The sequence below is a fragment of the Bacillus sp. PK6-025 genome, assembly GCF_056530265.1.
Genome location: NZ_CP096509.1, coordinates 1,224,832 through 1,245,581, shown reverse-complemented (window position 1 = coordinate 1,245,581; position 20,750 = coordinate 1,224,832). Strand labels below are relative to the sequence as shown.

20 protein-coding genes, 1 pseudogene and 1 riboswitch are annotated in these 20,750 nt (G+C 48.3%); of the genes and pseudogenes, 11 read left to right on the top strand and 10 right to left on the bottom strand.

Annotated elements, in window-relative coordinates; translation table 11 throughout:
* The 4 genes from argJ to M1D67_RS06260 all read right to left on the bottom strand — a co-directional run bounded on the left by argJ (window position 1) and on the right by M1D67_RS06260 (window position 3,772).
* Window positions 1–1,221, bottom strand: a complete 1,221-nt coding sequence (gene argJ / locus M1D67_RS06275; protein ID WP_050820921.1) for a bifunctional ornithine acetyltransferase/N-acetylglutamate synthase — start codon at window positions 1,219–1,221, stop codon at window positions 1–3.
* Window positions 1,222–1,240: 19 nt separating this feature from the next.
* Window positions 1,241–2,278, bottom strand: a complete 1,038-nt coding sequence (gene argC / locus M1D67_RS06270) for an N-acetyl-gamma-glutamyl-phosphate reductase (RefSeq protein ID WP_479831676.1) — start codon at window positions 2,276–2,278, stop codon at window positions 1,241–1,243.
* Window positions 2,279–2,633: 355 nt separating this feature from the next.
* Window positions 2,634–2,942 (bottom strand): metal-sulfur cluster assembly factor, encoded by a 309-nt coding sequence (locus M1D67_RS06265; RefSeq protein ID WP_003180552.1) that lies wholly within the window; start codon window positions 2,940–2,942, stop codon window positions 2,634–2,636.
* Window positions 2,943–3,004: 62 nt separating this feature from the next.
* Window positions 3,005–3,772, bottom strand: a complete 768-nt coding sequence (locus M1D67_RS06260) for a prolyl oligopeptidase family serine peptidase (protein WP_003180551.1) — start codon at window positions 3,770–3,772, stop codon at window positions 3,005–3,007.
* A 122-nt stretch (window positions 3,773–3,894) separates the two neighbouring features.
* On the opposite strand from M1D67_RS06260, the gene M1D67_RS06255 reads away from it, so the two are divergent.
* The 4 genes from M1D67_RS06255 (at window position 3,895) to guaC (ending at window position 6,293) form a co-directional block, all read left to right on the top strand.
* Window positions 3,895–4,707, top strand: coding sequence for a Cof-type HAD-IIB family hydrolase (locus M1D67_RS06255; protein ID WP_020450916.1), 813 nt, complete (start codon window positions 3,895–3,897; stop codon window positions 4,705–4,707).
* Between the two features lie 98 nt (window positions 4,708–4,805).
* The gene (locus M1D67_RS06250) at window positions 4,806–4,946 is read left to right on the top strand and encodes a hypothetical protein (RefSeq protein WP_003180548.1); all 141 of its coding nucleotides are present in this window, start codon (window positions 4,806–4,808) and stop codon (window positions 4,944–4,946) included.
* A gap of 1 nt (window position 4,947) precedes the next feature.
* Window positions 4,948–5,136 (top strand): DUF3813 domain-containing protein, encoded by a 189-nt coding sequence (locus M1D67_RS06245; RefSeq protein WP_020450915.1) that lies wholly within the window; start codon window positions 4,948–4,950, stop codon window positions 5,134–5,136.
* A 176-nt stretch (window positions 5,137–5,312) separates the two neighbouring features.
* Window positions 5,313–6,293, top strand: a complete 981-nt coding sequence (gene guaC, locus M1D67_RS06240) for a GMP reductase (protein ID WP_479831675.1) — start codon at window positions 5,313–5,315, stop codon at window positions 6,291–6,293.
* A gap of 89 nt (window positions 6,294–6,382) precedes the next feature.
* Here guaC and M1D67_RS06235 read toward each other — a convergent pair whose 3' ends face one another.
* Together M1D67_RS06235 and M1D67_RS06230 are read right to left on the bottom strand one after the other, a co-directional pair.
* Window positions 6,383–6,835, bottom strand: coding sequence for a BsuPI-related putative proteinase inhibitor (locus M1D67_RS06235; RefSeq protein ID WP_479831674.1), 453 nt, complete (start codon window positions 6,833–6,835; stop codon window positions 6,383–6,385).
* 15 nt (window positions 6,836–6,850) lie between these two features.
* Window positions 6,851–7,693, bottom strand: a complete 843-nt coding sequence (locus M1D67_RS06230; protein ID WP_020450912.1) for a YitT family protein — start codon at window positions 7,691–7,693, stop codon at window positions 6,851–6,853.
* A gap of 163 nt (window positions 7,694–7,856) precedes the next feature.
* Here M1D67_RS06230 and M1D67_RS06225 point away from each other — a divergent pair, with 163 nt between their 5' ends.
* Complete coding sequence (locus M1D67_RS06225) at window positions 7,857–8,717, top strand: DegV family protein (RefSeq protein WP_101560710.1); 861 nt, start codon at window positions 7,857–7,859, stop codon at window positions 8,715–8,717.
* A 41-nt stretch (window positions 8,718–8,758) separates the two neighbouring features.
* On the opposite strand, the gene M1D67_RS06220 is transcribed toward M1D67_RS06225, so the two are convergent.
* Complete coding sequence (locus tag M1D67_RS06220) at window positions 8,759–8,965, bottom strand: spore germination protein (RefSeq protein WP_020450910.1); 207 nt, start codon at window positions 8,963–8,965, stop codon at window positions 8,759–8,761.
* A gap of 155 nt (window positions 8,966–9,120) precedes the next feature.
* Here M1D67_RS06220 and M1D67_RS06215 point away from each other — a divergent pair, with 155 nt between their 5' ends.
* Window positions 9,121–9,243, top strand: coding sequence for a DUF3941 domain-containing protein (locus M1D67_RS06215; RefSeq protein ID WP_023856637.1), 123 nt, complete (start codon window positions 9,121–9,123; stop codon window positions 9,241–9,243).
* A gap of 37 nt (window positions 9,244–9,280) precedes the next feature.
* On the opposite strand, the pseudogene M1D67_RS06210 reads toward M1D67_RS06215, so the two are convergent.
* A pseudogene (locus tag M1D67_RS06210) lies at window positions 9,281–10,149 on the bottom strand (CvfB family protein).
* Between the two features lie 140 nt (window positions 10,150–10,289).
* On the opposite strand from M1D67_RS06210, the gene M1D67_RS06205 reads away from it, so the two are divergent.
* From M1D67_RS06205 to metH, 3 genes are all read left to right on the top strand, one after another.
* Window positions 10,290–10,781 carry a YajQ family cyclic di-GMP-binding protein gene (locus tag M1D67_RS06205; protein WP_003180528.1) on the top strand — a complete coding sequence of 164 codons (492 nt, stop codon included), beginning with the start codon at window positions 10,290–10,292 and terminating at the stop codon, window positions 10,779–10,781.
* 77 nt (window positions 10,782–10,858) lie between these two features.
* Window positions 10,859–10,970, top strand: a riboswitch (SAM riboswitch).
* Window positions 10,971–11,048: 78 nt separating this feature from the next.
* Window positions 11,049–12,878, top strand: coding sequence for a bifunctional homocysteine S-methyltransferase/methylenetetrahydrofolate reductase (locus M1D67_RS06200; RefSeq protein WP_224145940.1), 1,830 nt, complete (start codon window positions 11,049–11,051; stop codon window positions 12,876–12,878).
* Window positions 12,871–16,287 carry a methionine synthase gene (gene metH, locus M1D67_RS06195; RefSeq protein ID WP_479831673.1) on the top strand — a complete coding sequence of 1,139 codons (3,417 nt, stop codon included), beginning with the start codon at window positions 12,871–12,873 and terminating at the stop codon, window positions 16,285–16,287. Before M1D67_RS06200 ends, metH begins: the two co-directional genes overlap by 8 nt.
* A gap of 72 nt (window positions 16,288–16,359) precedes the next feature.
* On the opposite strand, the gene M1D67_RS06190 is transcribed toward metH, so the two are convergent.
* Entirely contained in the window at window positions 16,360–17,322 is a 963-nt protein-coding gene (locus M1D67_RS06190; RefSeq protein WP_479831672.1) for a helix-turn-helix transcriptional regulator, read from the bottom strand.
* 112 nt (window positions 17,323–17,434) lie between these two features.
* Here M1D67_RS06190 and M1D67_RS06185 point away from each other — a divergent pair, with 112 nt between their 5' ends.
* A complete protein-coding gene (locus M1D67_RS06185; RefSeq protein ID WP_197407243.1) occupies window positions 17,435–18,268 on the top strand; it encodes a dehydrogenase/reductase SDR family member 1 in 834 nt (277 codons plus the stop codon).
* Between the two features lie 175 nt (window positions 18,269–18,443).
* Complete coding sequence (locus M1D67_RS06180) at window positions 18,444–18,884, top strand: GNAT family N-acetyltransferase (RefSeq protein WP_479831671.1); 441 nt, start codon at window positions 18,444–18,446, stop codon at window positions 18,882–18,884.
* Window positions 18,885–18,925: 41 nt separating this feature from the next.
* Here the strand turns inward: M1D67_RS06180 and M1D67_RS06175 are convergent, their stop codons facing one another.
* Complete coding sequence (locus tag M1D67_RS06175) at window positions 18,926–20,740, bottom strand: IucA/IucC family protein (protein WP_479831670.1); 1,815 nt, start codon at window positions 20,738–20,740, stop codon at window positions 18,926–18,928.
* Window positions 20,741–20,750 lie beyond the last annotated feature (10 nt).

The following is a 20,750-nucleotide window of genomic DNA, read 5'->3' as shown; positions in this document are numbered from 1 at the left end:
TTACGTCCGATAGCTCGCATTGATTTTGACGTATTCATAAGTTAAATCGCAGCCCCAAGCCGTACCCTTTCCGTCACCTTCCTGCAAGCGAACCTCGATTTTCACTTCGCTGTTTTCTAAATATGTTTTGGCCAGCTCTTCTGAAAACGGCTGCGGTTCGTTATTTTTAAAAAGGCATTGGCCGCCCAGGTAGATTTCTACCTTCTCCGGTGTCACAGCAGCCATGCTGTCTCCGATCGCGACAATGATTCTGCCCCAGTTCGCATCCGTTCCGTAAACCGCGGTTTTTACAAGGTTTGAGCCGACGATTTTTTTGGCGATGATTTGCGCTTCAAGATTGCTTTTCGCACCGTTCACTTCAACCTCGATCAGCTTTGTCGCCCCTTCCCCGTCTCTCGCGATTTGTTTGGCGAGGTCTGTGCAGGCAAGCTGCAGGCCTTTTTTGAAAACCGGCCAATCTTCGTGTTCTTCATGGAGGCGCTCATTTCCGGCGCATCCGTTCGCCATGACGAGCACCATATCGTTAGTCGATGTGTCGCCGTCGACTGTGATCTGGTTGAATGAAACGTCCGTAATTTCCCTTAATGCCCTTTGCAGCGCGCTTTCTTCGATGCATGCATCTGTTGTGACAAAGCCGAGCATCGTCGCCATATTCGGGTGGATCATCCCCGACCCTTTGGCTGCTCCGCCAATCGTCACTCTTTGACCGCCGATCGTCAGTTCATAGCACGTTTGTTTGATCACCGTGTCTGTCGTTAAGATCGCTTCTTCGAAATCGCCTTCGGCAGGCTCAGTCTCGGCGAGAAGGCTGATGCCTTTTGTAATGCTCTCCATATTGAGGTATTCGCCGATGACGCCGGTTGAGGACACGGCCACCAGTTCCGGCTCGATCCCAAGCATATCAGCGCTTTGACGGCGCATCTCATATGCATCTTTTAAGCCCTGCTCTCCCGTACATGCGTTGGCATTTGCGCTGTTGACGATGACGGCTTGCAGATGCGCGCTTTTTTTGAGACTTTCCTGCGTCACCTTTATCGGCGCAGCCTGAAAGTGGCTTTGCGTATAAACGGCGGCGCTCACCGCCGGTCTTGAGCTGATGATAATTCCAAGATCCTTTTTTGAATAGCGGAGGCCGCAGTGAACCCCTTTTGCCAAATAGCCTTTAGGCGAAGCGACATTTCCGTCTGTTTTTTTTATGCTGTCTTGACTCACCTGAATCATATGTTTGTTCTCTCCCGTCTTATGGATAAATTGGCGTAAATTCAAGCCCGGCGGTTTCGCTCCAGCCATTCATAATGTTGAAGTTTTGAACAGCCTGACCCGCGGCTCCCTTCATCAAGTTATCGATCACTGACACAATTGTCACTCTGTTCGTCCGTTCATCAACGGTAACGCCGATATCGCAAAAATTGCTGCCGTACACCTCTTTAGTTGCAGGGAACGAACCGGGTTCTCTCACTCTGACAAAGTATGAATCTTTATAAAATTTTGAAAAAATAAGTTGGAGCTGTTCGGCATCCATGCTGTCTTTCAGTTCTGTGTAGATGGTCGCCATAATGCCCCTTGTCATCGGAACTAAATGCGTGCTGAATGTGATCGGTTTAAATGCGGAGTCCCATTGTTTAACAATCTGCTCGATTTCAGGCGTATGCTGGTGTTCGTTTACCTTGTATATTTTGAAATTGTCATTGATCTCTGAAAAGTGAGTGCCCATCGACGCCTTTCTGCCTGCTCCCGATACCCCTGTTTTCGCATCGATGATGACAAAAGATTCGTTGATGCTGCCGCTTTTGACGAGCGGCGCCAAGCCGAGAAGAACCGCTGTCGGGAAACAACCTGGATTGGCTATGTATTGCGCCGTTTTAATGTCTTCCCGATTCAGCTCAGACAGTCCGTATACCGCTTTTTGAAGCACGTGTTCAGGCGCGGCTTCCCTTTTATACCACTTTTCATAGACGCTCGGGTTCTGCAGCCTGAGATCGCCGGACAGGTCAATGATCGGTATGTCATATGCATCAAACTGTGGTGTCAGCCGGCTGGATACCCCCGGAGGCGCAGCCATAAACAAAAAATCGATTTCGTTCGCAATCTTCTTTACCTCGATCGGTTGCAGGTGTTGATCTGTCAGTTTCATAAGGTGCGGGTATGCGGCATCATAGCGGGCTCCCTCATCGCTCGATGAATACAATATGCATTCACCTGCATAAGGGTGCGACTTCATAATCCTCATAATCTCTGCCCCTCCATAGCCAGTAGCACCTATAATACCTATTTTCAAAACAAGTTCACCTTCTTGGTCTTTGTGAAATTATTTAACATTATAACATGAATAAAAATTAATTCAATTGTATATTTAATATTTTTTGTTCATCTTTCATATTGGTTCTTTCCTCCCGCCGGCGGTCCTTTTCAGCGGCTTGGTCGTGCTCCGTTCCCATCTTCCCGGATTTTCCGCTTTTCAAACCGGAGAATGTGCCAGCTGGCGTTTTTGCAATAAAAAAAGAACGCTTGTACAAGCGTTCTTTTTATAACGGGAGTGGCGATCTGCCTGGATACGCCCGCGTTATCTATTACGGCGGCTCCCTTTTCAAAACAGAAAGAGCCTGTCAACGGTTGAGCAGGCTCTGGAAACGTTATTGTATGCCAAGTGCGATTTTCGCATATCGCGACATTTTGTCCCGTGTCCAAGGCGGATTCCAGACGATATGAACGTCAACTTCCTTGACTTCAGGAATATCTGCGAGCGCTTTTTTGACTTCATCCACAATGATCGGCGCCAGCGGACAGCCCATTGAAGTCAAAGTCATTGTCACATCAGTTTTGCCGTTCTCATCCATATCCACATCATATACAAGGCCGAGATTGACGATATCGACGCCCAGTTCAGGGTCAACGACCTGTTCAAGGGCGCCCATGATGTTCTCTTTTAATGCTTCATCCACTCTTCCTCACTCCTTTTTTCATCAGTATAACGCACTTCTTTCATTTTCTAAACCGATAGCACTTAAAGGTGCGCATCAAACCATTCGACTGTTTTCAAAAGGCCTTCCCTTGATACTTTATGCCCGGCCCGCTCATCTTCGATAAAATGCAGCAAATCAGGCCGAGTTTCATACAGCGGAATCGTCGATTCATAGAAGCGGCGCGCCAAAGCAAACGGAACGGTGCCATCCTGTTTGCCGTGCCAAAATAAAAGCGGCCTCATCTTCAATTTGTCCGGCTGCAGACTCAAGTCAAAACGCTTCAGTTTATCGCGCTGCTGTTCGATTTGTCCTTCTGTGAAAGGAAGTTCAATTTTCTTTTCACGCATAAAAGCGAGCTGTTGATCAAAAAATTCTACATAGGCGGGACTGCCCATTAAACTGACGGCAGTTGTAATCCATTCGTATTGGGTCAAAGCGCCAAGCGTGACAATACCGCCCATCGAAGTTCCGGCGGCGCCGATACGGCCCTTTTCAATCAGGTTTTCCTGTTCAAAGTGGTTTTTCAGCACTTCGAGCTCTTTGATTTCATTCGTGACGATCTCCCAAAACCTCGGGGCGAGCTCTTCCTGAGTGAGCTGTTCTTCCCTCTCCCCGTGATAAAGAGCCTCAGGCAGGACCACGCGCATTCCTTTTTCGGCAAGCAGATATGCGAAGTGAAGGTTATGCTCTTTTGCGCTTGTAAAACCATGTATGAAGAAAACAAGAGGAAGAGCTTTCTCTTTTTTCTCCTCTTTTACAATATGCAAAAGAGGAATGTTTGAAATATGTTGCTTCTCGATTATGATCACGACTGTTTCTTCCTCCTTTTAGGATGTCCATCATCATAAGTTTAACATGTAGACAATAAAGAAGGTAAAAAGATACACTATAGGTAAGTCAGAACTTTCAAATTCACAACAAAGGAGCATTTATGGAGACAAAACCATATTTAATTGCATTGGACTTAGACGGTACATTATTAAAAGACGACAAGACCATCTCGGAAAGCTCCAGCGACGTCATCCGCAAGCTGCGGGAAGATGGACATTACGTGTGCATTTCTACGGGAAGACCGTTCCGAGCAAGCTCCGTGTATTATGATCAGCTCCAGCTCGATACGCCGATCGTCAATTTCAACGGGGCGTTTGTCCATCATCCTAAAGATCAAAGCTGGGGACGCTTCCATACATCTCTTGATCTCGAGGTGGTCAAACAGATCATTGAAGTCAGCGAGACATACAACGTACATAATATCCTTGCTGAAATTGTCGATGATGTTTATTTTCATTATCATGACGAAAAACTGATTGATGTCTTTACGATGGGCAGCCCGAATATTACGGTCGGAGATTTAAGGACAAACCTCGGCCAAGATGTGACAAGCGTACTGATCCACGCAAAAGAAGAGGATGTTCCGGCGATCCGCTCCTACCTGTCAGACGTTCACGCGGAGATGGTCGATCATAGAAGATGGGCGGCTCCGTGGCATGTGATCGAACTGATTAAAAGCGGCATCAATAAAGCGGTCGGCTTAGAGAAAATCACGGACTATTACGGGATACCGCCTGAGCGGGTCATTGCCTTCGGCGATGAAGACAACGACCTTGAAATGCTTGAGTTCGCGGGCTGCGGCGTGGCGATGGGCAACGGCATCGAAGGGGTAAAAAGCGTTGCAAACAAGGTTACAAAATCAAACGAAGAAGACGGAATCGCAGTCTTTTTGAAGGACTACTTCGCTTTATAATATTATAATTTGCCATTCATAAACGGCTTTTCAAAACGGCAATACTATGAGAAGACGGCCGCACCGGACCGTCACTCGTGTTAAGGGGGAATTTCAAGATGGGTAAACGCAGCAAATCAAAACGGTTTATTCAGCAAGGCAAGGATTCGCTTAAACAGCATGCCGCCAGGTTCCCTTACCGCTCCACATTAGAAGAGGCTGAACAAAAAAGCGGCCCGACGGAATGCGGAGGGCTGTAACATGAGAAACGAACTGTTTCAAATGGCCAAAGCAGCCGTTCATGAAGCTGAAGCTTCGACGGATTCAGGCGAAAAGGCGAAAGCCGTTGCAAGAGCCAAAAACGCCCTTTCCTCGGCATACGCCAATTCAACTGATGCCGAACGGCGCCAGCTTCACGATCTTCAGGAGCAGCTAGATCAACGATCATAACAACACGCCGGCTTTTTGACAGCCGGAGAGGAGTCTGTGCCATCGGCACGGCTCCTTTTTTATGTTCAAATTTCAAAACATAAAAATTTGACATCGGAAGCAAAAGGAAGTACATTATAAAAGGCGAACATTTTATATAACAAGCAAATAAATATTCGTTTTTGGGGGTTTTTATATTGGAAAACGTGTTTGATTATGAAGATATTCAACTAATTCCTGCAATGTGCATCGTCAAGAGCCGCTCTGAATGTGATCCGTCCGTGCAGTTCGGCGGAAGAACATTTAAACTGCCTGTGGTGCCCGCCAATATGCAGACCATTATAGATGAAAAGCTGGCTGTTTCATTAGCGGAAAACGGTTACTTTTATGTGATGCACCGCTTTGAGCCGGAAACACGGATCGATTTTGTAAAAGACATGAAGGCGCGCGGTTTGTTTTCTTCAATCAGCGTCGGAGTCAAAGATGACGAATACGCGTTTATCGAAGAGCTGGTGAAAGAGAATCTCACGCCTGATTACATCACGATCGATATCGCTCACGGTCACTCGAACGCCGTCATCAATATGATTCAGCACATTAAAAAACATCTTCCGGACAGCTTCGTGATCGCAGGAAATGTCGGAACGCCCGAAGCTGTGAGAGAACTTGAAAACGCCGGCGCCGACGCTACAAAAGTCGGCATCGGTCCCGGAAAAGTCTGCATTACAAAAATTAAAACCGGTTTTGGAACGGGCGGCTGGCAGCTGGCTGCGCTGCGCTGGTGTGCAAAAGCGGCGAGCAAGCCGATCATTGCAGACGGCGGCATCCGCACTCACGGGGACATCGCCAAATCGGTCAGATTCGGGGCGACAATGGTCATGATCGGTTCGCTGTTTGCCGGACACGAAGAATCGCCGGGGGCAACGATCGAAAAAGACGGCAAGCTTTACAAAGAATATTTTGGTTCCGCTTCTGAGTACCAAAAAGGTGAAAAGAAAAATGTCGAAGGCAAAAAAATGTACGTGGAGCATAAAGGCGCGATCATGGATACGCTGACAGAAATGGAACAGGATCTGCAATCATCCATTTCTTACGCGGGAGGAAACAAGCTCGATGCGATCCGCAACGTAGACTACGTTATCGTTAAAAATTCTATTTTCAACGGGGATCAATATTAACGGTCACAGGGTGGTGTTCAGGCAGCCGCCTTCCCTTCTGCCTGACAGCATACAAAAAGGCATCCTTCCCGGGATGCCTTTTTTGACGGCTATTTCACTTCAAACGTTTTGCCGGTCCTCAAAGTTGCAAACTGTTCCGATCTTCCCAAAAATGTCACGTTTACTTCATATGTGCCGGGTTCAGGCACCTCTTTCCATACATCAGTAAAATCGTAAGACTCTTTCGGTTTGAGCGTCATCGTCTGGAACGCCTGCGTAAACATTTTTCCTTTCGAATAGCGGTACCTTTCATTCCCTTCTTTGTCGTTGACGATCAGTTCAAATTTCTGTCCGCTACTGAATTCAAACTCTGCCACATCATCCGTATGGTTGACAACCGACATCCGAAATTCGATTTCTCCCTGCTTCTGAACGGGTTCAACCGTTAATGTTACACTCCCGTTATTCACTTCCCCTGATACCTCCTTATCGGGGACTTGATCCCCGTTTTGCCCGCATCCACCGACAAACAGCAACATTACAATCATGGAAATCAGCCGCATTCATTCACCCTTTCATTAATCTTTGCGGAAAAACCCTAAAACCTGCGTTGTCTGCACGACGTTTGTGAAAGCATTTGGATCCACTTCATTAATGATTTTTTCCAAGTCGTATAATTCGTATCTTGTAATCACAATGATCATCATTTCTTTCTGTTCATTCGTAAAGGCGCCTTTCGCCGGAACGGTTGTAATGCCGCGGACCATCTTTCCGTAAATCGCTTCTTTGATCTCCTCCGCTTTCTTTGTGACAATCATAACGGTGAGCTTGGCGTGACGGGTGTGGATGGCATCGATCACCCTGGTTGTCACATATAGTGTAACGAGCGTATATAATGCTTTCTCCCACCCGTTCAATAATCCTGCTGTTAAAATGATCGCACCGTTTAAAATAAAGAAATAGGTGCCGACCGGTTTGTCTTTCCACTTCGCCAGGATCATCGCGATAATATCCAAACCGCCCGTTGAAGCCCCGTATTTAAGGGTCAGGCCGATTCCGACCGCGGCGATCACCCCGCCGAACACGGCGTTCAGCAAAATATCGTTTGACAGGCTCGCCTCAGGGAGCATTCCTAAAAAGACCGTCGTCAAGGCTACGCTCAAAATGCTGTAAACCGTAAATGAGCGCCCGACCTTCAGCCAGCCCAGAATCCCGACGGGAATGTTTAAAATAAACAATAGCGTCCCCGTTGAAAAGTAAATCGGGCTGTACTGGTCAAGCGCACTCGATAAAAGCTGCGCTACCCCCGTAAAGCCGCTGGCGTAAACATCGGCGGGAATCAGAAACAGATTCAATCCGATGGCATTTAACAAGGCGCCGATGATGACAATGAACAATTTTTTTGCTTCAGCTATGACCATATTTAGTTCCTCCGCTACTTTCGTATATATTTGGTTTACCCTTAAAACAATATTTTGAAAACGTCAATGTGAAAATATATGATATAGTTGACCTAAAAAACGAAATATACCGAAGGACAGTTTGGCGTCCTTTTCAACCATTTTTTAGAAAGAAGGGGTTCAAATGAACGTTCACCTTTTAGCAGACAGTGCGGCAGATTTGCCGAAATCTTTTTATGATGAACATCACATCTCATTTATTCCGTTAAAGGTGCTGCTTGATGAAAAAGAGTACGATGACCTTCTGACGATTCAGCCTCTGGACGTTTATGAAGCGATGCGCGAAGGCAAAGCGCCGAAAACGTCCCAGCCGTCCATGATGCGGTTCAAGAATGCATTCAGCGAGCTGGCCGGCGAAAACAAACCCGCTCTCTATATCGCCTTTTCTTCAGAGCTTTCCGGAACATACCAGACGGCTGTGATGGCAGCAAACGAAGTCAAGGAAGAGTTCCCTGATTTCGATCTGCGGATCATCGACTCAAAATGCGCTTCATTAGGCTATGGGCTCGCGGTTAAGCACGCCCTTAAACTCGCAACTAACGGCAATACAATACAAGAAATTGAATCGTCTGTAAAGGACTTTTGCGAACATCTTGAACATATTTTTACCGTAGATGACCTGACTTATTTGGCAAGAGGCGGAAGAATCAGCAAAGCATCGGCATTTGTCGGCGGTTTGCTGAATATTAAACCGCTCCTGCATGTTGAAGACGGCAAGCTTGTCCCCTTGGAAAAAATCCGCGGCAAAAAGAAGCTGCTCAAACGGATGATCGATTTGATGAAAGAAAGAAGCGTCGATTTGAGCGGACAGACGGTCGGCATCAGCCACGGAGATGACGAAGAGACGGCCGAAGAGGTCAAACGGATGATCGAAGCCGAATTTCAGCCGGGGGAAATCGTCGTCAACATGGTCGGTTCAGCGGTCGGCGCCCATTCCGGCCCCGGAACGTTGGCGGTCTTTTTTCCGGGGAAAGACAAAAGATAAGGTAAAACAGAGGCCTGCTTGATAAAAGCAGGCTTTCTTCGTCAGCTGTCTTCGGTGACTGTTCCTTCAGCGGCGGCCGGTGTAAGCGCTCCATCAAGAAAACCGGCAGCCGCTGTCGCGACATCAGGACCTCCAGACCCCTCGACCACTTTTTCCATTGTGATCGGACAAATTTTGAACGCACCGCCAAAATTGACGACTCCTCCTGCCGAAACACTTTGAATGTAAACTGAGCAGCAATGTTTCATACCAAGTCTCCTTTTTTTGGGTCTTATGATATGTGTATGCTGGCGGTACAAGGAGGCTTAAACTTCCCGGCAAAAAACATCGCGGTTGGGAGAGTACATAGTTTCGCCGGCAGTGTGCAAGCTAAAAGCGACATTTTGACAGGAGGTGCTTCCTCATGAAAGATGATGATAAAAAGCCAGTTGACAACAACGCCGTCAACCAGCAGAAAAACCGGCTCGCTGAAAAGAACAGACAAGCCGGTAAACACCAGGAATCAAAGAAGCCTGATCACTTGTAAAAAACCGGCGGCGTCCTCATCGGACGCCGCCTCATATTTATTTTTTCTCGTATGTCCAGCCCTCTTCCTGATAGATTTTATCCTGTTTCATCAGATGACCGAGCGCCCTTTTAAATGCTGCTTTGCTCATGTTGAAGCGCTCTTTGATATCCTCAGGGTCGCTTTTATCCCAGAACGGCATCGCGCCGTTTCTCGTTCTCATATAAGTCAAAATTTGTTCTGCATCAACCGATAAGGCATCCTGCTTTCTTGGCAGAAGCGACAGATTAACAGAACCGTCTTCTTTTACTTTGATCACCCTTGCGGTCAGCTTTTCCCCAAGCCTCGGCTCTTCCTTTCGCTCAGAAGAATGGATAAAGCCTCTGATGCCGGTTTCGGAAATCATAAAAGAGCCTGATGCGATCAAGCGGTAGATCGTTCCGGTGAGCTCTTTATTCATCAGACCGGGTGAAGCTTCACTAAACAGCTCGCTGATCTTATCCTCCGGCGCCGGTTTGGCAAACATCCTTCCGTGCCCCGTGATTTTCAGCATACAGTACAGCCTGTCCCCTTTTTGCGGCCATACTGATTCATACGGCGGGAGATGCTCTGTCGCAACGAGGGCGTCCTTCGAGAGCCCGACATCGACGAAAACCCCCATGCCGCTGACGGCATCAACGACTTCCACCCAGCCGTACTGTTCAGCGCTGATCATCGGCTTTCTCATCGTAGCCGCCAAGCGATCTTCATGATCGACATATAAAAAGACATCGACCTCTTCTCTGTCTTCAATATCCTCCGTGATCTCGCTCTGATGCAGAAGGACCGCCGTTTCGCCGTCCGTCAAAAAGTAACCGTAATCGGCTTTATGATCTATTTTCAATGTTAGCTGCTGTCCTGGTTTCATACTGTTTCTTCCTTTCTTATCCGCCTGTTTTTCTTTTTCTTATTATTCCTCCAATGTTAAAATTATTGCCGGATCGCGGCCAGGCAAACCGCTCGATATTGGAAGTTTCACCTTATTCTACTATAATTGACTCATAAGTAAAATGGATGGAGGTTTTCACATGGCGAAAGAAAGCTCATTTGATATCGTCTCAAAGGTTGAACTGCCTGAAGTTCAAAACGCAATTCAGACCGCTCTCAAGGAAATCGGCACACGCTATGATTTCAAAGGGTCAAAAAGCAGCATCACACTCGAAGGAGACGAGCTCGTTCTCGTATCGGACGACGAATTTAAAATGAACCAGCTGAAAGACGTGCTTGTCGGCAAACTGATCAAGCGGAACGTCCCGACGAAAAACATCGAATACTCAAAGCTTGAGAACGCTTCAGGCGGCACGGTCAGACAGCGCGGAAAACTAGTTCAGGGCATCGACAAAGAAAACGCGAAAAAAATCAATAACCTGATAAAAAAATCGGGTCTGAAAGTTAAATCGCAAGTGCAGGATGATCAAGTCCGCGTAACCGGAAAAAATAAAGACGACCTTCAGCAAATCATCGCGATGGTGAGGGAAGCCGACCTGCCGATTGATGTCCAATTTATAAATTTTCGATAAATTCTTAATTTACTGTTGATTATTCTCCCGATTTTCGGTAAATTGAGTAAAAGTAATCAATAGAAACTAAATAGCTGTTCTTATCAAGAGAGGCAGAGGGACTGGCCCGATGAAGCCTCAGCAACCGGTGAATGAATATTCATGACCAAGGTGCTAAATCCAGCAAGCAGTCTGCTTGGAAGATAAGAAGACGGACAATGTCGATGAAAAGTCTTCTGCTTCACAGAAGACTTTTTTGTTTATCAAAAATGCTTAAGGGGGAAAACGATGGGTTTTTTGGAGGATATAAAAAGCAAAACGTTAATCGCGGACGGCGCAATGGGCACACTTCTGTATTCCTACGGGATCGACAGGTGTTTTGAGGAACTGAACATCTCCAAGCCCGAAGAAGTGAGACGCGTCCACGAAGCGTATGTACAGGCCGGCGCCGATATTATTCAAACGAACACGTACGGCGCAAACTTCATTAAGCTGTCCAGATACGGGCTCGAAGACGAAACAAAACAAATCAACGAAAAAGCGGTCCGTCTCGCCCGCTCCGCCGCCGGTTCTGCTTATGTTCTCGGTACGCTCGGCGGAATCCGGACGTTCAACAAAAACTCGTATTCTCTCGAGGACATTAAAAGAAGCTTCCGCGAACAGCTCTATCTTCTGTTAAATGAGCAGTCGGACGGACTTCTGCTCGAAACCTATTATGATTTAGAAGAAGCGCGCGAAGTTTTAAAGATTGCCAGAAAGGAAACAGAGCTGCCGATCATTTTGAATGTCTCAATGCACGAAGAGGGCGTTCTTCAGGACGGAACCCCGCTTGCGGACGGCCTGAAGCAGCTGGCATCCCTCGGCGCAGACGTCGTTGGCATCAACTGCCGCCTCGGCCCTTATCATATGATCAGAGCGCTTGAAGAAGTCCCGCTTTTAGAAGACGCCTATCTTTCCGTCTATCCGAACAGCAGCCTCCCATCCCTTGTCGAAGGCAGGCTTGTTTATGAGACAGATGATGAATATTTCAGGGAAAGCGCGGAGGAATTCCGCAATCAAGGCGCACGGATCATTGGCGGCTGCTGCGGAACCACGCCGAACCACATCAGGGCGATGGCTGAGGCGGTCAAAGGGCTTCCTCCAGTCACCGAAAAGCACGTGAAAATCAGAAAGAAAGCGGCGCTTGCTGTTCAAAACGAAAGGACAGAGCCCGTTCTCGACGATCTGGCCAAGCAAAAACGGTCCATTATCGTCGAACTCGATCCTCCAAAACAATTAAACTTTGAGAAATTTTTGCACGCCGCTAAAGAGCTTCAATCAGCCGGAATCGATGCACTGACATTGGCGGACAACTCGCTTGCCACACCGAGGATCAGCAATGTCGCCTGCGGCGCGCTCTTAAAACAGCGCCTCGATATGAGGTCGCTGATCCATATTACATGCAGAGACCGCAACCTGATCGGCCTGCAGTCCCATCTAATGGGGCTCGATACACTGGGGCTGTCAGACGTGCTGGCGATTACCGGCGATCCGTCGAAAATCGGCGACTTTCCGGGAGCGACTTCCGTCTATGATCTGACATCGTTCGATTTGATCAGCCTGATCAAGCAGTTCAACGAAGGCTTGTCATATTCAGGTAAACCGCTCGGCAAGAAAACAAATTTCTCAGTGTCGGCCGCCTTCAATCCGAATGTCAGACACATTGACAAAGCGGTGAAACGGCTTGAGAAAAAAATCGCCTGCGGCGCAGACTATTTCATTTCCCAGCCTGTCTATTCAGAGGAGCAGCTCATCAAAATCCACGAAGAAACAAAGCATCTTGAAACACCGATCTATATCGGCGTCATGCCGCTGACCAGCAGCCGCAACGCGGAATTCATCCACAACGAAATCCCCGGCATCAAACTGTCCGATTCAATCCGCGAAAAGATGGCGCTGGCGGGAAATGACAAACAAAAACAGGCCGAGGAAGGGCTCGCGATCGCCCGCTCCCTGCTTGATGCGGCGTGCGACCTGTTCAACGGCATTTATCTGATCACACCGTTTTTGCGGTCTGATTTAACCGCCGAACTGACGGCATATATCCACCAGAAAGAAAAGGAGAAAACAAATGTTTAACATCAATGACCAGCTGAAGAAAAAAATCCTCGTCCTTGACGGTGCGATGGGAACGATGATCCAGAATGCCGGTTTGTCCGCCGCTGACTTCGGCGGCGAGGCCTATGAAGGGTGCAATGAATTTCTAAGCATCACGGCACCTCATATCATTCAGGGCATCCACGAAGCCTATCTGGCCGCTAAAGCCGATATCATCGAAACCAATACATTCGGAGCCACACGGCTCGTTCTGGACGAGTACGACCTCGGGCAGCGCGCCTATGAAGTCAACCTCGCTTCAGTCAAACTCGCCAAAGCGGCCGCCGAAAAGTTTTCCACACCTGAATGGCCAAGGTTTGTCGCCGGCGCGATGGGTCCGACGACAAAAACCCTTTCCGTCACCGGCGGCACGACCTTTGACGAGCTGATCGATAATTACGAGGAACAGGCAAGAGCGCTGATCACAGGGGGAGCCGACCTCTTGCTGCTCGAAACGAGCCAGGATATGCTGAACGTTAAAGCGGGCTTTATCGGTATCAGACAAGCCTTCGAAAAAACCGGCAAAACCCTTCCCCTCATGGTATCAGGCACGATCGAACCGATGGGCACGACACTGGCCGGCCAGGATATCGAATCGTTCTATATCTCACTCGAGCATATGAAGCCGGTCAGCGTCGGTTTAAATTGCGCGACGGGCCCGGAATTTATGACAGATCACATCAGAACCCTTTCTTCCCTTGCGAGGACGGCCGTCAGCTGCTATCCGAATGCCGGCCTCCCCGATGAGGAGGGACAATACCATGAATCACCGCAATCGCTCGCGAAAAAAATCAAGGCGTTTGCAGAAGAAGGCTGGCTGAACATTGTCGGCGGCTGCTGCGGAACGACGCCCGCCCATATTGAAGCGCTGGCCGATGAAGTAGCCTCGCTGCCGCCGCGGACGGTCCCTTCGGAAAAAAAGCCGCACACCGTCTCAGGGATCGACGGACTAATTTATGAAGAAACGATGCGTCCCCTTTTTGTCGGGGAGCGGACAAATGTCATCGGATCGAGAAAATTCAAGCGGCTGATCGCTGAACAGAAATTTGAGGAAGCATCCGAAATCGCGAGAGCCCAAGTGAAAAACGGCGCCCATGTCATCGACATCTGCCTTGCAGACCCGGACCGCGATGAAGCGGAAGATATGGAAGGCTTCTTAAAAGAAGCGATGAAAAAAGTAAAAGCCCCGTTTGTCATCGACTCGACGGACAAAACGGTGATTGAAAAGGCGCTGAAATACTCACAGGGAAAAGCGATCATCAATTCGATCAACCTTGAAGACGGCGAAGAACGGTTCGCTGACATCCTCCCGCTCGTCAAACAGTTCGGAGGGGCACTCGTCGTCGGCACGATCGATGAAGAGGGAATGGCGGTCACCGCGGAAAAGAAGCTGGCCGTCGCCGTCAGGTCGCATCAGCTGCTCACCGAAAAGTACGGAATACCGGCCAGCGATATCATCTTCGATCCGCTCGTCTTCCCTGTCGGAACAGGTGATGAACAATACATCGGCTCAGCTAAAGAAACGATCGAAGGCATCCGCCTCATCAAAGAGCGGCTCCCTGAATGTTTAACGATTCTCGGCGTCAGCAACGTCTCATTCGGTCTTCCGCCCGTCGGCCGGGAAATCTTAAATGCTGTATTCTTGTACCACGCAACACAGGCCGGGCTTGATTACGCGATCGTCAATACGGAAAAGCTTGAGCGGTTCGCTTCCATTCCTAAAGAAGAAGTCGAAATGGCTGAAAAACTTCTGTTTCACACTGATGACAAAACGCTCGCATCCTTCACTGACTTCTACCGCGGAAAGAAAAAAACGGACAAACAGCCGAAAACATCTCTTTCCCTGGAAGAGCGCTTGGCTGAGTACGTCATCGAGGGTACAAAAGAAGGCTTGATTCCCGATCTCGAACAAGCGTTGAAAAAATTTGCCGCCCCGCTCGACGTGATCAACGGTCCGCTTATGGATGGCATGGCGGAGGTCGGACGGCTGTTTAACAACAATGAGCTGATTGTCGCTGAAGTGCTGCAGTCGGCAGAAGTCATGAAAGCTGCCGTTTCCTTTCTCGAACAGTATATGGAAAAGAAAGACGACAGCGGCAAAGGAAAGATCGTTTTGGCAACCGTTAAAGGCGATGTCCATGATATCGGCAAAAACTTAGTCGACATCATTTTAAGCAACAACGGCTACAAGGTTGTCGATCTTGGGATTAAAGTGACACCGCAGGAATTAATTGAAGCGGTCCGCAAAGAGAATCCCGATATCATCGGTCTGTCCGGCCTGCTCGTCAAATCGGCGCAGCAAATGGTCGTTACAGCGCAGGACCTCGACAAAGCGGATATTTCCATCCCGATTATGGTCGGCGGGGCCGCTCTTTCAAGAAAGTTCACAAACATGAAAATTTCGCCTGAATATAAAGGGCCGGTTTTATACGCGAAGGACGCCATGGACGGCTTATCGCTCGCCAATCAGCTGCGGACGGACCCGTCGCAGTTTCTCGAGAAAAAAGAAGCTGCTGCACCCGCCGCCGTCGCGGAGAAAAAGCAGACGAAAGCCGTGATTGAAATGCTTGAAAAACGGGCGCACGTTCCGCAGGCGCCGGTCTTTCAGCCGGAAGACTTGAAGCGGCACTATTTGAAAAATATCGACCTTTCCTATATCGTGCCGTATGTCAATGAACAAATGCTGCTCGGCCATCACCTCGGCTTGAAAGGAAAAGTCAAAAAACTCCTGGCTGAACAGCATCCGAAAGCACTGGAGCTGAAAGAGCTGATTGACGAGTTGCTGAGAGACGGGAAAGAGCACGGCTGGTTCGACCCCGCGGTCGTATATCAATTTTTCCCCGCGTACAGCGACGGGGATTCGCTCCATATTTTAGACCCCGGGAACAAAGACAGCATCCTTGAAACGTTTGTTTTTCCTAGGCAGGAAAAGCTTCCGTACCGCTGTATTTCCGATTATGTCCGACCGAAAGGAGAGCTTGATTATGTCTCGTTCTTTGCCGTGACAGCGGGCAGACATGTAAGAGCAGCCGCCAACCGCTTTAAGGAGGAAGGCGACTACTTGAAAAGTCATGCGGTACAAGCGCTCGCTCTTGAGCTGGCCGAAGGACTCGCCGAACGGACGCACCAGGTTATCCGCGACCGCTGGGGCTTCCCTGATGCACCAGACTTCACGATGGAACAGCGTTTTCAGGCGAAATACCAGGGACAGCGCTATTCCTTCGGCTACCCGGCCTGTCCGAATCTCGAAGATCAGGAAAAACTCTTCAGACTCATCCAGCCCGAAGGAATCGGCGTGCACTTAACAGAAGGCTTTATGATGGAGCCCGAAGCTTCCGTATCAGCGATCGTTGTCTCCCATCCGGAAGCCAGATATTTCAATGTTCATTAACCCAAAGACCCTGCCTGCCGTTTGCGGCCGGCAGGGTCATCTTGTATGTTCGTAACATATGCCGCGAATATTTCAGGATTTATAATGAGCAACAATAGATTCGGCCATGTTGAGTATCTTCCCGTGCAGTTCTTTAGGTTCAATAATCCTTATGTGCTCTGCGAATCCGAGTATATACCTTTTCGCTTCTTCTTCCGTATCAAAAGATAATGTAACGGGTATCCACCCCTCCTGATCGACCTCATTTGTTTTGATGATCCGCACAAAATAATTGGTAAATGACAGCCTCGGCAAGATGGCCTGCGCCGCCTTCACCCGTACTTCATACGTCGGCAGCCTTTCGATAAATTCCTTTGTTGAAGACTGCCATACGTGAGCAATATCAAAGTTTTCGGGCCTTTCAAATGTTTCGCGGACAGGAATGGCAGATTGAATGCGTGAAGCCCTGTAATTTCGAATCTCCCCATTTTCTTTAGATGCAATCAGATACCAGTTTGACCCTTTAGCTACCAGTCCAAGCGGTGCTACGATTCGATCAGCTGTTTGTCCATCTGCCCGCTGATAAACGATTTTTAATTTTTGATCTTTCCATATGGCATCTTTCAGCACTTCAAAGGATGCTGCTTTTTCTTTCTTATGGCGCCATGCACGGGTATCAATATATATTCGGTTCCATACGTCTTTTGCGTTTTGACGATGTACAGAAGGCAGCGAGGCTATCAGTTTATTTCGGGCTTCTTCGGATATGCGGGTTAAACCGAGGTCGTCCAGCAATTGTTCAGAAAGCGGGACAAATAATGCGCGTATTTCAGATTCTTTTAAACCGGTTAAAGTGGTTTGGTAATCATCAAGCAATGACCAGCCTCCGTTAATCCCGCGCTCGGCCACAACGGGAATTCCAGCTCCGCTTAACGCTTCCATATCTCTGTAAATCGTCCGCTCCGAGACTTCCAGCCTTTCCGCTAATTCTTTCGCCGTCATTTGTCCCTGCGCCTGAAGCATTAAAAGAATAGATATCAGTCGATCTCCTCTCATATGACCACCTTTTTTTATCAATGGATGAACTTATTTAATAAAATATGACAATGGTTGTCAAGATTCAGCTTTTATAATGAGCATATCTTTTATAATGAAAGGAATGGGATGAATGAAACCGCTGAAAGGAAAAATCGCTCTCGTAACAGGTGGCAGCAGAGGCGCCGGCCGCGCCATCGCTGTCGAACTTGGAAAAGCCGGTGCAACCGTGTATATGACAGGCCGCAGCATCAGGGGGGCTTCCACGAATCAATGGCCCGGTACAATTGATGACACCGTGTCACAAATTGAAGCTTCCGGCGGAAAGGGTATTGCTGTAAGATGTGATCATACGAACGATTCAGAAACAGAGGCTGTCATCGCTAAAATTCGCGAAGAACAAGGAAAACTGGATATCCTGATCAACAATGTATGGGGTGCGCACGATCTGGGTGTCGAGGCAAAGCCTTTTTGGGAATTGTCATTAAAAAATTGGGATACGATGTTCACCGCAGGGGTGCGCGCCCAGCTGGCGACGAACCACTTCGCCGTGCCGCTCCTTCGCGAAAATAAACAAGCTCTTATCATTCATACGACCTTTTGGGATGAGAACAAATACACCGGACAGTTTTATTACGATTTGGCCAAGAACGCAATCGTCCGGATGGCGTACGGTCTTTCATTGGAATTAAAACGGGACAACATTGCCGTTCTTGCCGTTTCGCCGGGATTTATGAGAACCGAACTTGTGCTGAAGCACCATGAATCAGATGAGGCGCATTGGCAGGAGTCAGAAGATTTAAGGAAAACCGAAACGCCTTATTATGTCGGACGCGGAATCACAGCATTGGCCAAAGATCCGGATGTGATGGAGAAAAGCGGACGTGCGTTAAGAGTTGGTGATTTAGCCAAAGAATATCAGTTTACAGACGTGGACGGACGGTATATTCCGCCATTTACGATATAGGGATTAGGGATCGTCTCCCGGGGGAAATGATTCTTTAAAGGCAGATCAGGTGAAGGTGTTTATCCTGCTTTGATCGTTTCCGCCAGCGTTATATAATGGAATGACAGTCATGATTTATAGCAGCACGCGGAATTTCGTTCGCCCTTATCTGAACTGCAACTGAAGGAGGAATCATATGATTGAAGTCAAACCTATAAACGCGGAAGATACGTATGAGATCAGGCACCGCATTCTCCGGCCGAATCAGCCGCTGGAAGCATGCAGGTATGAAACCGATTTGCTCGGAGGCACGTTTCACCTCGGCGGATATTATCGGGACAGGCTGATCAGCATCGCCTCCTTTCATCAAGCCGAACATTCAGAGCTTGAAGGCCAAAAACAGTTTCAGCTGAGAGGGATGGCGACACTTGAAGGGTACCGCGAGCAAAAAGCGGGCAGTACGCTTATCCGCCATGCCGAAGAGCGTCTTCGGAAAAAAGGCGCAGACCTTTTATGGTGCAACGCCAGGACATCAGTGAGCGGGTACTATAAAAAGCTCGGCTTCAGCGAACAAGGCGGGGTCTACGATATACCGCCGATCGGACCTCATATTTTGATGTATAAGAAATTGACATAAAAAACCCCGCCGGAAGCGGGGCATTCTCGGCCGCATGAGCATTACAGCTTTGCGGCCTCTTTTTTAAATTGCGCAAGCGCGTTTGTCACTTTTCCGAATTCAGAGGCGTGCGGGCGGTCATCTCCGTCCTTATAGCCGTAGTCGACCATCCGGTTTCTGTTGAGGCAGAGCTTCGTCAATTCCGGCTTGAATAAGTCGAACAATTCGAAGCGCTCATGCAGTTCAGGGAATCTCTGCTGATAATCCAAAATCGCATCAGCCAAAGCTTTCCACAGGCGCTTTTCAGGAAGCAGACCGTCATTTTCCAAAATGTTAGCCACATAGCGCAAATGGCAAATGAAAAGCCCTGTAAAGATAAACTGCACAAGCCCTTCCGGCGGCTCGCTTCTGAGAACGGCTTTTAAATCTTCTTTCAAACCGCTCAGTTCAGGAAGCGGCTGGTCGCTGATATTGACGTCATCTACAAAATCTTTAATCGCCAGCCTGTGCGGCTGATGATCTTTTAAGACGAGAATCGTATTTTGTCCGTGCGGCGAAAATACGGTTCCGTAGCGGTACATGAAATGCAGAAGCGGCGGCATCACGGTGTTAAATAGCTTTCCGATCCACTCCTCCGCTGACAGCCCCGACTTTTCGATCAGGCGCCTGATAAACGGTACGCCGCCTTGATCAATGTATGTTAAAGAAGCGAGCGTAACAGGCTGCTCTCCATCTTCCAAATACGTATAAATGCTTTCTCTGAAAATAGCGCCGAGCATTTCCAAATATTGATACGGGGCTTTTTCAAGAGCATGATAGTATTGGTGATCAACGTTCAGACTGGCATTTTCGCCCGGCAGGATCACCCTGCATTCATCTTTTAGAAATGCGTCGTTTTCGGCGATCCCTTTAATATGCTCAGTAATTCTCGGCGCGATCACCGTCCGCTCCGACGGCAGTCCTCTATATACAAGCGTATTTAAAATGCTCATCGGCAGTTTAATATGATGCTTGTGTTTGTTTGTGATGTTTGTAAAGGTCCTGATCGACTGCTGCGGCAGGTACTCGTCTCCGCCTTCCCCTAAAGGAATGATCGCTTTTGAAGCAATTTCTTCCGGAAACTGCTGAATGATCGTATTTGTCCACTGCCATTTGTGGACGGGCAGATAATAATAGTCTTCACTGGCTGCGTCCTGCTTTTCTATCACTTTAGCGAACTGCCTTAAAGTCAGCTCATCAAGCTCTTTATGAATCAGCGTTTCATAATCGAGTCCTTCAACTGAGTGGAATGACGCGGTCTCTTTGTGTACAGCGATCCACAGCAGCCGTTCGGCTCTCTGATTTTCCGGTGCAAACCGGAGGTAGTCATCATAGCCAAAACCGATTCTTCCTTTGTTGTAGACGATCCACGGATGGCCTGTCATCTCGCCTTCAATGACGGCATAATCGGCTTCGGTCAGCTCGTCAGCCGTAAGCGCATCCTTTGCCAAAAGATGAGCATCCGCCAGCATCGTATGGTTGAACTCTTTGATCAAATGCCCCGCTGTTTCCGGACTCATCGGGATATGCGGCTGGATATCGAGGAGAAATTCAATCGCGCTCACTTGTTTTGTCCATTGTCCGCTCTTGAAGACTTCAATCGTCTCCGGCATCGCGTCAAAACTGTCAAACATGCGGGGTTTGGCGGTAAACCGGTACACCTTATCCTCCGCCGTTCTCAGCTCATACCGGTTGATGCCGTCTTCAGTTTCAATGAAATCGGGCTTGATGATATCCTCATACATATACTCAGAAAGCATCTTCGCCAGTAATCGCCGATTGACTTCTGTCCACCTGTCCGGATTGAGGACCCTCTTTAATTCATCTTGAAACAACATGAAAATGCCT